Raw genomic sequence first — 13,213 nt, 5'->3', positions numbered from 1 at the left:
GAAGGGGTGTGAGCCGCGACCTTGGCGGCGCGTAATGGTCAGGCCGGGGTGAGGCGGAAGCCGACCCCACGGACCGCGTGGATCGTCGCCGAGGCGTCCAGCCGGGCGAGCTTGCGCCGTAGCCTCCGCACCACAGAGTGCATGTCGGAGCCGCGACCGAGGTGCTCGTTGCCCCACACCTCCAGATGGAGCCGCTCGAAGGTCCAGACGTGTCCGGGCGCGCCGACCAGGCACAGCAGGAAATCGTGCTCCAGCCGGGTCAGCTCGATCTCGCGGTCCAGCCAGCGCAGCACCCGTCGATCCGAATCGACCCTGAGTTCGGGTGGTGGTGGCGTAGCGATGTCCTGCACCACCTCGGCGATCACGGTCTGGACGGGCGCCACCGTCCCGGCGCGGGGCGTCTCGGCCACCTCGAGGATCTCCCGCGCCTGATCGACGCTCGAGACGATCAGGAACGCCTCGGTGCCGCCGAGCAGCTGTGCGAGCTGTCGGCGTTCGGCCGGCGATGAAGCAATGCCGATGACCAAGGACGCGAACGGGATCCCCCTCATCCCCCACCCCTTCCGGTTCCCCACCCACTCCGGTGCATTTCCCCCATGACGCCGATCAATCAATGCCCTGACCCTAGTGGTGTCTTATCTCAGTTCGATTAAAAATTGCTAGCCGCACGTGGGTGTCCGTAATGAGCGGTCAGCCTTGATCATTCGCGCCTGGCGTCCGCTGTTTTGACCCGGCTGGCCTGATCGTTGACCTTCGATGGTCATGCCGGAGGGCGGCGTGGCTCAGATCCAGGGCAGCGGGTCGACTGGACTGTCGCCGAGACGTGCCTCGAAGTGCAGGTGCGGACCGGTGGAGGCGCCGGTCGATCCGACCAGTCCGACCACCTGGCCGGCGCGGACCCGCTGACCGGGCGACACCCGCAGCCTGGACTGGTGGCCGTAGCACGTGGACAGTCGCTGCCCGTCCGGCCTGCCGTGGTCGATACAGGTGTAGTTGCCATAGCCGCCGTACCAGCCGGCGCCGGACAGTGGACGGCCGAGCCGGCCCCGACCGACCGTGGCGACGCTGCGGGCCGGTCCCGGCACGGCGCGTACCCGACGGTTGACCTCCTGCCGGAGCCGCGCCTCCTCCTGCTGGCGGCGGACCAGTTCGGCCTGGCCGGAGGTGATCGCGCCGGAGAGGGCGACGGCGCGCCCGGTGGGGGTGTCCACGACGTCCGCGGAATCCGCCACGGCGAAGGGCGATGCGGCGTCCGCATCCCCGCCGGCGGTCAGGGCGGTGAGCAGTTGCAGCCCCGGATCCGGGCCGCGCTGCACTCTGGTGCGGTCGTCGCGGGTCCGCGCGAGGATGTTCTCCAGGTACTGGATCCGGTGCTGGACGTCGCCGAGCGCGGCGATCTGGCGGGCCTGTGGCGTGCCGCGGCGTTCACCGGCGGCTGCGGATAGAGGTCGGCGCCGGGGTCGCCGGCGATGAGCGAGGGGCGGATCCTGGGCCCACCAACGACCCGCCGTTGCCGGGCGGGGCCGGGACGTCCACCTGCGGTGACGTGCCAGGGGTCGGCGGGTGGACGCGGGCGGCGCCGGTGACACTGACCCCGGTTGCGGACCAGTGTGCCCGCCGGCGCACCCGGGCGGACCCGCCCGGCGATCGTGATCCGCGGCGCCGCTGCGGCAGTGCCCAGATGCAGGTCACCGAGGTCGCCGACGACGGTACGAGGGGACGCCGCACACCGACCCGGCTCGGCCCGCCGGCGCGGCAAGCGGTGCCCACATTCCCACCCCGTAAGCCGGCCGGTCCGAATTTGCGTCAGTGCTCGACCCGACCCGGCGACGACCCGCTGCTCCCGATCTGGTTACACCCATTGCCGCCGGCAACGAACGATCTTGCGGCCGGCGCCGCCGCCACCATGGCTACTGCAAGCAGCGGGTGCTGACTGACCGATCGGTTTGTGCCGGGCGGACGACTGGCCTGACCGTCCACCACGGCTGTGCCGTGGGACAGACCGCCGCCTGCCTGGTCGGCTTTTCGCCCGGCCCGTACGGGCACCTTCCAACGCCTGCGCAGGTCGGGCGGACAACCCTCGCGGGTATTCTGCAGCCACTGTTTGGACCATTGCTCATGGTCGGGTCGGACGTCGTTCGGCCAGCCTGCGCCGTTTCCGTTGTCGGTAATGAGACTCTGGCCCCGGAAACCGGAGAATGGCTCTGGCGGCGCGGGTCCGGATTGAGCATTCTCTAGCCCAGGCGGGTTTCCCGGACGCTTCGTGGGCGGCACTGGTTCCTGGATGTGCCAAGCGACGCGTGCCCGCACGATCTCGATCCGGAAGTCATACCTGCAAGGCGGCTGGCCAGGTGGCGGGGGCAATGGGAGGGGGCGTTCACTCGGTGGAAATGGCACCGGTAATCGACGTTACTGACGCGCAACTCCAAACGCTGAACACCTCGATGGCGGGACCCCCGGATTCGGCTGGGACGACGCGGAGCGGGTGGCAGTTCCGTTACATCGTCGCGCTGTGTCTCGTTGACGTTCTGGTTGGACTGGCGTCGGCGATCGCGGCCCTGGGCCTCCGATTCGGCCCGGCGACGGCCGAGCCGTACAACCGTTACCATCTCTGGGTCACCATTGCGCTGCCGTTGGCCTGGCTGGTCGCCCTCACCCTCAACCGAGCGTACGAATCACGTCACCTTTTCGTCGGGAATGATGAGTACGCGCGGGTGTTTCGATCCGGCCTCGCCCTTACCGCCACCTTGGCCGCTGTTTCCTTTGCCTTGGATATCCGGATTGCCCGAGGCTATGTGATCATCGCGATGCCGCTGGTCATCGTTGCCGGCATCGTGCTGCGATATCTTGTCCGGCAGCGCCTGCACCGCTCGTGGGCACGCGGTGAACGGCTGCACCGGGTGATTCTGGTCGGGCACGAAGTGGCCGTCGCCGAGATGACGAAGAGGTTGCGCCGTGAGCGGTACCACGGACTCGGAGTAGTCGGCGCCTGCCTGCCGAACGGCGCGGTCGACCCGCTGGAGCGAAGCGAGGCTGGCTCCCTGCCGCCGGTCCTCGGCACGTTCGAGGACGTGGCGCCCGCCGTCGCGCGCGTCAGCGCTGACACGGTCGTGGTGCTCTCCTGCCCGGAGATCGCCGGTGCCGCCCTGCGCCGGCTTGCCTGGCAGCTGGAAGGTGACGACATCGATCTCATCGTGGCGAGCACCCTCGTCGACGTGGCCGGCGATCGCACCACCGTTCGCCCAGTCGACGGGCTGCCGATGCTGCACGTCGAGCACCCTCGTCTCAAGGGCGGCCGGCGGTTCGTCAAGGCCGTCTTCGACCGGGTCTCGGCACTCCTGCTGCTGATTGTCGGCGCCCCGGTGCTGATGGCGATCGCCCTACTGGTCAGGACGAGCCCGGGCGCCGGCGGTCCGGTGATCTTCCGCCAGGAGCGGGTGGGTAAGAATGGCCAGCTGTTCGTCATCTACAAGTTCCGGACGATGTACGTGGACGCCGAAGATCGTCTCGCGGATCTGCTCGAGCGCAACGAGACCGACGGCGAGCTGTTCAAGATGCGTGACGATCCGCGGGTGACCCCGGTCGGGCGCTGGCTGCGCCGGCTGTCGCTGGACGAGATCCCGCAGCTTGTCAATGTGCTCAAGGGCGACATGTCACTGGTGGGACCGCGGCCGCCGCTGCCCCGTGAGGTCTCCGGCTACCCGTCGGACATGCGTCGGCGCCTGGTGGTCAAGCCCGGCCTGACGGGGCTGTGGCAGGTCTCCGGCCGGTCCGACCTGTCCTGGGAGGAGTCCATCCGCCTGGACCTGTCGTACGTGGAGAACTGGTCGCTGACAATGGACCTCGCGATCCTGGTCCGCACGCTGAGCGCCGTCATCCGAAGTTCCGGAGCGTACTGACAGCGCCCGCTTCTGTCCTCCCAGCACGTGTCGCGACCGCTGGCGGCAGGTCCAGATCCGGTGGAGGAAGCCATGGACACCGGGTTCGTCGAACCGGTCGATGCCGCCGGCGAGACAGGACATGTGCGACGGGAAACGGACACTCCCGGTGCCCGTCCGGCGGTACCGACGCGCGGAGCAGGCAAGCAGGATTGGGGGCGCGGCCGCCGACCAGCGCAGCCCCTTCATTTCGAGGCCGGGAGCAGGGTTGAGCAGCATCGAAGAGACGGTCGCCGTCGTCGTCGTCACCTACAACAGCGAACGACTTCTTCCCGACCTGATCGCCTCGCTCGGCCCCGGCCTCGAGGGCATGTCCTGGCACCTGACCGTCGCGGACAACGCCTCGGGTGACGGCACTGTCGAAACCCTGCGCCGGCTGGCGCCGGCCGCCCGGATCGTCCAGATGGGAAGCAACGGCGGCTACTCGGCCGGCATCAACGCCGCCGTGGCCGTGGCCGACCCGCACACGGCCGTCCTCGTGATCAACCCCGACATCCGCCTCGCCCCCGGGTGCGGAAGGAAGCTGGTGTCGGTCCTGCGGCGCTGCGACGCCGGCATCGTGGTGCCACGCCTGGAGCGCGGCGACGGCTCGGCGATCCCCGTGCTGCGTCGGGAGCCGTCCGTGCTGCGCGCCCTCGGCGACGCGCTGCTGGGTGCCCGGCGAGCCGGTCGGCATCCGGTTCTCGGCGAGGTTGTCGTCGGCGACAGGTACTACGCCGAGGAGTCGACGGCGGACTGGGCCGCCGGCTCGGCGATGCTGGTGAGCGCCGCCTGCTGGCAGCGCATCGCACCGTGGGACGAGTCGTTCTTCCTCTATTCGGAGGAGACCGATTTCGCACTGCGCGCTCGTGACGCGGGTTTCGCGACGCGGCTCGCTCCTGACGCACTCGCCGTACACCTTGAGGGTGAATCCAAGGTCTCACCCCGGCTTTGGGCGCTCCTCACCGTCAACCGCGTGCGCCTCTACCGCCGCCGCCACGGGATCGTGGCCACCCTGGCGTACTGGGCGGCGCTCGTCCTGCGGGAGTCGTCGCGGGCGCTGCGGGGCAACAGGCCGAGCAGAGCCGCCGCGGCCGCCCTGCTCAGCCCGCGCCGGCTGCGGGAGGCGCCGGGCCCGACGTGGGGCCTGCCGGCCTGACGCCGGAGGATCAGGTGCGGCGCAGACCTCGCAACACCGGAGCAGCGGTCCGACGCGCCCTCTCCGCCACCGCGAGTACCCGCGCCGCGGGGCCGTTGAGGACTCGTCGCACTGGCCGCTCACCCACCATCGGCTCGAATCGACCGGCACGCAGCGTGCGGTGCACGGCGTCACGGTCGAGCACATCGCCCTCGAGTTGCAGGGCCATGGCGAGCGGGAAGAACTGGCGGCGGGTGTGGAAGTCGATGGCGACGAACTCTCGCAGCCCCTCCCGTCGGGCCAGGGCGGCGGCGTGCGGGTCGGGGGCGATCCCGTTGTACTTACGGTTCCATATCTCCAGGGCGACGAGGTGTGGAGTCCACGCCGGATCGTAGCGACGCCAGGCCGCGCGGCGCGACGGGTGGGCCAGCACAGCGATGCCCCCGTCGGCGCTGACCTTGCCGAGCAGTTCGGTGATGTCGGGTGTATGGCCGTAGAACGGCACATCGCCCCAGACCGGTACGTGGATCAGGTTGTCCGGGTCGTTGTACTCGATCCCGGGGACCAGCAGGACCTCCGGGGTGCTTGCGGCGGCGCAGGCCGCCCGATATTCGTCGAGCCGCGCAGGCTGGAACTCACGGCTGTGGTCGGAGAGCAGCACCACCTGGTAGCCGCGCTGGCCGAAGGCCGCAGCGATGTCGGGCAGGGTCCACGAGGCGTCGTCGGACCATTCGGAGTGCACGTGCGCCGCTGCGCGTACCGTTCTCACACCCGCCTCCTCACCTGCGCCGTCACCGTCGCCCAGGTGTCCCGGGCGAGGACCACCGATTCGCCCCGACGGGCGTGGTACCACCGGGTGTCGCGGGCGGGTCGCAGCATGTCGCGAAGCGTGGCGCCGCGCGACGGCCACCGTCCGGCGTCCGCGCCACGAGCTCCGCGCAGGACGGCCAGCAGATGGACCATCTCCCGGCCGAGGTGCCGGCAGACCAGGTGGGGCGCATCGGGCGGGGGTGGCGGCCGCCAGTCGGGGTCGAGGGCGGCGCGCACGGCCCATTCCGGGTACGGCAGGCCGCGGCGCCGGGCGAGCGCCATGCTTCCCCACGCGCGCCCGTTGAGTTCGATGAACCAGGGTCGGCCGGCCCGGTCTCTCAGGAGCTCGATCATGAAGATGCCGTGCCAGCCGGCCCCGGTCAGGAACCGTCGGACCGCAGCGACCACCTCGGGATCGACGTCGACCGACCGGCAGGCGCTCGACCCGGAGCCGCGAGGGTTCATCATCCGCACCCGCCGGTGCGCCGACAACGCGAGGATGTCACCGCCGGCGGCGAACCCGAAGAGTCCTTCACCAACCCCGTCGAGCAGCGGCTGCACCAGTGCCGGGGCGCCCAGCCGGTCGGCGATCGTCCTCACCTCGTCCGGCCGTGCCGCGACCGCCCCCGCAGGACGGGACAGGCGGCCGTCGCGTTCCACCGCCGCCAGGGCGCACTTGACCATCCACGGTCCATCGCCGGGTGGCGGCTCGCCGGACGAACCCGCATGGGCCAGCGTGGTTCGCGGCACGGCGAAGCCGGCCTTCTCGGCGAGCTCGACCTGCTCGCGCTTGTCGAGCGCGAGCAGCACCTGGGCACCCGTGGGAGCGGCCAGGGGAACCGTGGTCGCCAGCCGGTCGCACAGCAGCAACGCGGCGTCATCGAGCGGCAGCACGGCAACTGGTCGCTCGGACGCGACGAGCGCCTCGATGGCCGCGACGCTGGCGGCCACGTCGGTCTCCGGCGCGGGCACCGGCAGCACCCGGACGGAACGGGCCGAGGCCAGCGGCGGCCGGCGCCCGGCACGGCTGAACGCCACCACGTCGAAGCCGGCGTCGCGCAGGCACCAGGCCGATTCGATCGCGGCCAGCGACTCGGCGAAGCCGATCAGGACGCGGGGGCGGTCGCTCACCGCCACCGCTTCACCGCTCCCACGGCGGTCGCGCGCGCTCGGACGGAAAGGGACGGCCTGGCCAGCACCTCGGTGCGCAGCGACTGCGGAGTGTCGTGGCGGTGCACGCTGAAGCGCGGCTGCAGCCAGGCGTCGGGGCGGGGCGCCCGCCGGTCGCTGGTGTAGACCCGGTGATAGCCGTTGCCGCGCAGTGCCGCGAGCACCTGCCGGTCGTACCGCCCGAGTGGGCAGGCGACGATGTCGACCGGATGGTCTGCCGCCTTGGCCAACGCGTCGCGGGCGGCAACGAACTCGTCGTGCCGCTCCTGGGGCGTCATCCCACGCCAGGAGCGGTGCCACATACCGTGCGAGCCGATGCGCATGCCGTGCCGGTGCAACTCCCGCGCGCCATCGCTGTCGACGCTGCCCGGCGTGTGAAGCCGGCCGGCGAGCAGGAAGAACTCCGCCACGAGGCCCCGTTCGAGCAGCGCCGGCAGTGCGATCTCGACGTCGGAGGCATTTCCGTCGTCGAAGCTGATCCGCACGGCGGGCCACGTCACGAGTTCGTCGAGGAGTTCGTGGAACCGGTCGGCGCTGACCCAGTAGCGGTCCTCACCGGGCTCCAGCTCACGTCGCGGCTCACCCACCCCGTGAAAGCACACGTTGAGCAGTTTCTCGCTGGTCATCGTTCTCCTGTTGACTATCGGCCCGCGGTCGCTTCGTGCGTCGCCCGCCGGCTGGACTCGTCGCGTGCCCACGCTCCGGCGTCGCGCCGGCCGGAGGCGAGCAGCGCGGCAACGATGGTGATGACCACGTAGCACACGGCTGCGGGAGCGAGCCACGGGCGCGGCAGCACCACGTCGCGCAGCCACGACGCGCGGGCGGACCGGCGTACGCCCGCAGGCACGTCGCCGCGCACGGCGGCCTCCCGCATCGCCGCGTTGCCCGCTCGGACGCGAACCAGCCGGCGGACCAGATCGCGGGTGTGCCGTGGGGTCGCCACCGTTGCGGTCACGGCGGAGATTTCGCGCCTCTCGTCCCACGTGAACAGCGAGTCGAGGTAGAGGTCATCGGCGATCATGTCGGGAAAACCCGCGAAGCGGGCCCGGCCCCGGGCCGACAGGACGATCGCACCCCTGCCGAACAGCGCCCGGTCGTACGCCGGCAGGCGGGCGTTGATGGCGAAGTACGCCCGTACCAGCAGCGGTCGCCGGGCGAGGTCGAGCTGCCGCCGTGGCACGACCGCCAGCGGGGCGGTGCCGGCGTCATCGGGCCGGTTGAGCGCCTCGGCGAGGACGCGCACCGCGCCGGGTGGCAGCACGATGTCGGCGTCGAGATAGACGCGGGGAAAGCCCACCGCGACGGCGTCGCCCGCGTTGAGCGCCCCCGGCTTGCCCTGCTCGGGACGGTCGATCACCCGTACGCCCGGTCGGCTCCCGGCGACGGCGGCGGTCGCGTCGGTGCAGCCGTTGGCCACCACGGTGATGTCGACGCCGGCCGGACCGGGATCGGCAAGCAGGGCGTCGAGGCATCGGCCGATCACGGCTTCCTCGTTGTGCGCCGCGATGACGACACTGGTCCTGCCAGTGCCACCGGGTTCCGTCATTTCCGCCCCGCCGCGTCGCCCGCCCGCATCGGAGCGGGTGCCCGGGAAGTGGGCGGCGTCCCCACACCGCGCCGGCTCAGGGGCAGCACCCGGTGCCAGACCGAAACGTACCGCCCGGCCTGGTGCTCCCAGGCGAGGGTGTCGGCGAAGCGGGCGAGGCCGGCTTCGCGCATGCGGGCCCGACGCGCGGGGTCGGCAAGCAGTTCCTCGATGGCGATCGCGAACTCGACCGGCGTGCCGGTGGGTACGTAGACCGCCGCCTCGCCCGCGGTACGCCTGGTCTCGGTCAGGTCCGCCGCGACCACCGGCACCCCGCGGCCGAGGTATTCGACTGTCTTGGCCATCGTGGACAGGTCGTTCATCCGCGTCGGCAGGTCGGGCTGGATCGCGACGGTGGCGGTGCGCAGCAGGTCGTGGACAGCTCCCACGTCGAGCCATCCGGCGAACTCCACGACGTCGCCCAGGCCCCGTTCGGAAACCAGCTTCCGCAACGCCGGCATGCTCTCTCCGTCGCCGGCGATGGTCAGCCGCCAGCCGGTGCGGCCCCGCCGCCGCGTCAGCTCCTGGGCGGCCAGCACGGCTCCCTCCACGTTGTCCTGCGGGCCGAGGACCCCGAGGTAGACGACGCGATGCACGCCGGCCGGGCGGCCGTCGTCGCGCTGCTGTTCCGAGGCGATCTCGGCCAGGGCCGGACCGTTGCGGACCACGGTCATGCGGTCAGCCGGGACGCCCTTGCGCAGCGCGTTGTCCCGGAATGACTCGTTGGTGACGACGACAGCCGACGCCGTGCGCAGCGTCAACCACTCGCACAGCTCCAACATCCGGAAGGCCCAGCGGTTGGGTTTGCCGCCCGACCGGGTCGCGTAGATCTCGGGGCAGAGGTCGTGGTGGTCGAAGACCCAGGGCCTGCCGATCGCGCGCATGAAGAGCGCCAGCGGCCAGTAGACGTCGGGCGGGTTGCAGACCTGCACCGCGTGCGCGCGGCCGGACAATACCTCGCCGACAAGTCGCGCCGTGATGCACAGAAAGGACCAGAGAAACTCGGCGGCGTACGAGAGCACCCCGGAGCCGTAAACGAAGACAGGGTACGGCCGCAGCCGCGTACTGCGGCTGCCGGGGAGGAACTTCAGACTCTTGTCGCCCCGCGGAGCGATGACCGTCACCTCGTAGCCATTCTGCTCCAGGGTGAGGCATTCTCGGATGACCCGCCGGTCGCGTTCGGCGGGCAGGTTGGCGATAAGAATTGTGATGTGGCGCCGGCCGCTCCGCATAAGCCAATCCACTTCGTCCAGTTGTCGTACGCCGCGAGCGTGCAACGCGCGTGCTTGCGCGTACTTAAGACGCTCTTAATGAACCCTGCTCGACATTGAACGCCCTGGGCAATCGGCCGCGCGGTGTAGGCCTGTGTCGGAAGTCCGACAACCGGCTCGGCCGTCCGGTCAGTTGCCGAACATCGGTCCGTAAACGGAGAGGAGGTCTTTGCGCAATCCCTGCTCGTGGTATCGTCCGAGCACGCTGTCCGATGCCATGAGGCCGGCCTTGTGCAGATATTCGGGCTCCGTGTCGTAGCGACCCATAGCGCTTTCCACCGCGCGCGCGAAGGCCAGTAGGTCGCTGTCCGCGACCGGCACGCTGTATTCGGGGTCGAAATACTCACGTCCACCCAGTCCGGTGAAGCCCACGACGTAGCAGCCGCTGGCCATCGCCTCCACGGGTGGCAGACCGAAGCCCTCCCGTTCGCTGAAACTCAGGAAGATCGCGCAGCCCTGCATGATCTCCGCCGTGCGGGCTTCGCTGTAACCCTCAATCGGCATCATCTCCCAGTCGGTCAGGACGCCGCGCGCCCGCAGCACGTGGAAGAGCTGCTTGCGCTCGAGCGGTCGGCGCCGGGGCACGTAGCCGACCCGCCGCCGGTCGGATCCGGGGCGCGGGCGGAAGAGCCTGCGGTTGATGACCGGGCGGGCCTGGTGGACCGGGATTTTCGGAAAGGTGTACGCGAGGAGGGCGGCGCTGTCGTCGGAGACGGTCAGCATGCACACCAGGTTGGCCACCTCGGTGTACGGAGCGCCTGGCCGCGAGCCGAGGTCAGACGCGTAGTCGAAGGTGTGGTAGGCGCCCTGGTTGAACAGCACCGTCCTGGTGGCGGCCGGAAGCAGGTGCAGACCAGGGGAGTAGAACTCCGGCACGACGAGGATGTCGTCGTCGGTCAGTTGCGTCTCGGCGGCGCTGACCGTCCTGGTGTTGTTGTCGAACCAGGTGCATCGAAAGCCGCGGGCGGTATGCAGGACAGCTGCCTCGATGCCCATCGAGTTGAGCAGGTCGACGTGCCGGTAGTTGGTGCGCACGCCGCCCCGGGGAGACGTCTGGTCGGGGGTGAGGTAGTAGACGACCGGGGTGCGGCCGCGCGTCCGCCCGACCTTGAGCGCCGGCGGCCGCCGGCTTCGCAGGTCACGGGCGTGGCTGGTGGCCTGGACAATGCCCCGCACCCGGCCGGACATACCTGGAAGCATCAGGCGCTCCTCGTGCCCTCAATGACCTGCTGCCCGCGTTGGGCCACGCCGGCCGCCACCGCGATGTTCATCAGGAAGGCCACCGTGGTGGCCGCCGCCTCGTGCCGACCATCGAGCAGGCCGTCCAGCCACTCGGGGCGGACAATGCCGCTGCGGCGCAGCGGCGCGACGGCGTCCGGATCGGCCCGCCAGTGGGCCACCACCAGGTCGGCCATCTCGGGGGCACCGAGTTGCGGGCGCCGGACGCCCCCGAGTCGCTGGCGTACCTTGCCGACGGCCTTACGGCCGGTCACGCGCGCCCGAGCGACTGCGGCGGCCGGTCCGGCGCGTCCCAGCCGTGCCGGTACGAGGCCCGAGTCGAGCGGAATGCGTGCCAGCCGCGGATCGAGACGCTGCATGAGCCGACCGGACAGGCGGGAGTCACGCTTGTCGTCAGGCGCGGTGGCGAGAGCCAGCTGCATGATTCGTCGGTCGAACAAGGGGTTGACGAAGAAGCGGGTCACCGCCGCTGGGCTGCCGTGCGCCCCGGCCCACCGCTGCATGCGTTGCCACAGGTAGAACTCGTCCGTGGCGCGTAGCCAGTCTCGGGAGTAGCCGGCGAAGACCGCGCTGATCTGCTCGCCTGCGTGCTGGCGGGCGGCGGCGAAGTCCGGGTCGAGGGCGTCGGCGGGGACCGACTCGTTGGTGAACAGCCGCCACTCGGCCAGGCGGTGCACGAGGCGGGGTGACACTGTGGCCTGGCGAGGCTGCCCGAGGTAGTAGAAGCCGCGAGCGACCTCGCCGCCCAGTCCGGAGAGACGATGTCCCTGGTGGAGGTTGCTCTCGGCCAGCAGCAGCGGAGCCAGCGCCATGGGGCTGGCTGCGCAGTCGAGATCCCTGGCCGCGCCCACCGCCAGGGCGTGGGCGGCCGACGGATCGAGCGGTGGCTGCCGGTCGAGCCAGTGCACCTGATGCTCGATGCCGCACTTCTCGCTCAGCAGCGCAGCGATCCGTACGTCTGCGGCGCCCTCGGTGCCGAGCGTCATCGCGCGCAGGGCCGACCGCAGCCGGGGTGGCACGGCGCTGAGCAGGATCCGCGAGTCCTGACCGCCGGTCAGCTGAATGACGGTTCCGGGGTGATCCTCGACGTAGGCGGTCAGGATGCCGCGAAGGCTGTCCGCCATCTCGTCGACGACGTCCGCCAGCGGTGGCGTTTCGTCGTCGAAGGTGCCGATGTCCTCGACGTACGGCCGTACGGCTACCCGACCGTGCCGGAGCGTGACCAGGCATCCGGGCGCGAGTTTGGTGATCCCCTGGAACGCCGTCCCCAGGCCGACCTGCCAGCCGGCCAGGCTCTGCACCCCTATCGCGGCGATGTCCAGCGGGGCCCCGGACAGCGCGGCGAGCGCGAGTGCGCTTGTCGACAGCGCCGCGATGCCGTCACCCTGCCACCAGTAGAGCTGTCGAAAGCCGAGCCAGTCCACGGCGGCCACGATCGGGTGACCGGGACCTGCCCAGTGCGCTGCCGCGAAGGGCGGCAGCAGCTCGGCCAGCCCGGCGCCGTCGACCGGATCACGGAGCATCCGCGCGAGCGTGTCAGCGCTGACATCCGCGGCGCGGGAGCGCACGGACCGGGTCAGCCGGGCGGTGAAGCTCTGCTCCGGGTGGGACGCCTGGTCGTCGCGGTCCGTCCCGGCGAACGCCACCCAGCCGTCCTCGGTGGCGTGGGTTGTGCTGACCGTGGCGTGGGCCAGGCAGCTGAGCGTGACGTCGTCGGGTCTGCGAACCGCCCGGGGGGAACCCGGAGCGACGGAGACCGCCAGGAAGCTCCTCACCGCGGCGACACGACGGTGGGTCGAAGACACATGCGGCCCACCGTAAACGTCGAGCCCTGGCAAAATGTCAGGGTGACGCGTTGCCGACACCCGAGCGGATCTGATTTCCGCCGGGCACTTGGCCGGCCTCCGGTTCTGGCCGTTGGGATGATTGCCCGTCTCCGTCAGGAGGGTTGCGAAGGCACGCGAAGGTGAAATTACGTGACCAGCGAGACGGGTTGCCGAGGGCGTCGGCCAACCCGATGCCGAAGCATAATTCCCAATGGTCAACTGTCGGCAGTCCGACAGTGTCCAGACCAGGAGCGCTT

11 protein-coding genes are annotated in these 13,213 nt (G+C 70.6%); 2 read left to right on the top strand and 9 right to left on the bottom strand.

Annotated features, from left to right (window positions below):
- Positions 1 to 38: 38 nt before the first annotated feature.
- Both ABZ807_RS17195 and ABZ807_RS17190 read right to left on the bottom strand, forming a co-directional pair.
- The gene (locus ABZ807_RS17195; RefSeq protein ID WP_357158212.1) at positions 39 to 551 is read right to left on the bottom strand and encodes a winged helix-turn-helix domain-containing protein; all 513 of its coding nucleotides are present in this window, start codon (positions 549 to 551) and stop codon (positions 39 to 41) included.
- A 231-nt stretch (positions 552 to 782) separates the two neighbouring features.
- Complete coding sequence (locus ABZ807_RS17190; RefSeq protein ID WP_357158209.1) at positions 783 to 1,316, bottom strand: M23 family metallopeptidase; 534 nt, start codon at positions 1,314 to 1,316, stop codon at positions 783 to 785.
- Between the two features lie 1,128 nt (positions 1,317 to 2,444).
- On the opposite strand from ABZ807_RS17190, the gene ABZ807_RS17185 reads away from it, so the two are divergent.
- Both ABZ807_RS17185 and ABZ807_RS17180 read left to right on the top strand, forming a co-directional pair.
- Complete coding sequence (locus ABZ807_RS17185) at positions 2,445 to 3,899, top strand: sugar transferase (protein WP_357158270.1); 1,455 nt, start codon at positions 2,445 to 2,447, stop codon at positions 3,897 to 3,899.
- Positions 3,900 to 4,146: 247 nt separating this feature from the next.
- Positions 4,147 to 5,076 carry a glycosyltransferase family 2 protein gene (locus ABZ807_RS17180; protein WP_357158206.1) on the top strand — a complete coding sequence of 310 codons (930 nt, stop codon included), beginning with the start codon at positions 4,147 to 4,149 and terminating at the stop codon, positions 5,074 to 5,076.
- Positions 5,077 to 5,086: 10 nt separating this feature from the next.
- On the opposite strand, the gene ABZ807_RS17175 is transcribed toward ABZ807_RS17180, so the two are convergent.
- The 7 genes from ABZ807_RS17175 to ABZ807_RS17145 form a co-directional block, all read right to left on the bottom strand.
- On the bottom strand, positions 5,087 to 5,824 hold the full coding sequence (locus ABZ807_RS17175; RefSeq protein WP_357158203.1) for a PHP domain-containing protein: 738 nt from the start codon (positions 5,822 to 5,824) through the stop codon (positions 5,087 to 5,089).
- Positions 5,821 to 7,002, bottom strand: a complete 1,182-nt coding sequence (locus tag ABZ807_RS17170) for a hypothetical protein (RefSeq protein WP_357158200.1) — start codon at positions 7,000 to 7,002, stop codon at positions 5,821 to 5,823. Before ABZ807_RS17170 ends, ABZ807_RS17175 begins: the two co-directional genes overlap by 4 nt.
- On the bottom strand, positions 6,993 to 7,661 hold the full coding sequence (locus ABZ807_RS17165; protein ID WP_357158197.1) for a polysaccharide deacetylase family protein: 669 nt from the start codon (positions 7,659 to 7,661) through the stop codon (positions 6,993 to 6,995). Before ABZ807_RS17165 ends, ABZ807_RS17170 begins: the two co-directional genes overlap by 10 nt.
- A 14-nt stretch (positions 7,662 to 7,675) precedes the next feature.
- On the bottom strand, positions 7,676 to 8,581 hold the full coding sequence (locus tag ABZ807_RS17160; RefSeq protein WP_357158194.1) for a glycosyltransferase family 2 protein: 906 nt from the start codon (positions 8,579 to 8,581) through the stop codon (positions 7,676 to 7,678).
- A complete protein-coding gene (locus ABZ807_RS17155) occupies positions 8,578 to 9,852 on the bottom strand; it encodes a glycosyltransferase family 4 protein (protein ID WP_357158191.1) in 1,275 nt (424 codons plus the stop codon). The genes ABZ807_RS17160 and ABZ807_RS17155 overlap by 4 nt, the downstream gene beginning before the upstream one ends.
- A 168-nt stretch (positions 9,853 to 10,020) precedes the next feature.
- Positions 10,021 to 11,079, bottom strand: a complete 1,059-nt coding sequence (locus ABZ807_RS17150) for a glycosyltransferase (RefSeq protein ID WP_357158188.1) — start codon at positions 11,077 to 11,079, stop codon at positions 10,021 to 10,023.
- Positions 11,080 to 11,090: 11 nt separating this feature from the next.
- A complete protein-coding gene (locus ABZ807_RS17145) occupies positions 11,091 to 12,905 on the bottom strand; it encodes a hypothetical protein (protein WP_357158185.1) in 1,815 nt (604 codons plus the stop codon).
- Between the last annotated feature and the right edge of the window lie 308 nt (positions 12,906 to 13,213).

It is taken from the genome of Micromonospora sp. NPDC047548 (assembly GCF_040642975.1).
In the GTDB taxonomy this organism is placed as follows: domain Bacteria; phylum Actinomycetota; class Actinomycetes; order Mycobacteriales; family Micromonosporaceae; genus Micromonospora.
Note: the sequence above shows the minus strand (reverse complement) of the source record. Positions and strands in the feature narration are given on the sequence as shown.

Excerpts from the sequence above, each read along its gene's own strand:
- ABZ807_RS17195 (WP_357158212.1), bottom strand. The coding sequence starts at position 551 with ATGAGGGGGATCCCGTTCGCGTCCTTGGTCATCGGCATTGCTTCATCG.
- ABZ807_RS17185 (WP_357158270.1), top strand. The coding sequence starts at position 2,445 with ATGGCGGGACCCCCGGATTCGGCTGGGACGACGCGGAGCGGGTGGCAG.
- ABZ807_RS17165 (WP_357158197.1), bottom strand. The coding sequence starts at position 7,661 with ATGACCAGCGAGAAACTGCTCAACGTGTGCTTTCACGGGGTGGGTGAG.
- ABZ807_RS17160 (WP_357158194.1), bottom strand. The coding sequence starts at position 8,581 with ATGACGGAACCCGGTGGCACTGGCAGGACCAGTGTCGTCATCGCGGCG.
- ABZ807_RS17155 (WP_357158191.1), bottom strand. The coding sequence starts at position 9,852 with ATGCGGAGCGGCCGGCGCCACATCACAATTCTTATCGCCAACCTGCCC.
- ABZ807_RS17150 (WP_357158188.1), bottom strand. The coding sequence starts at position 11,079 with ATGTCCGGCCGGGTGCGGGGCATTGTCCAGGCCACCAGCCACGCCCGT.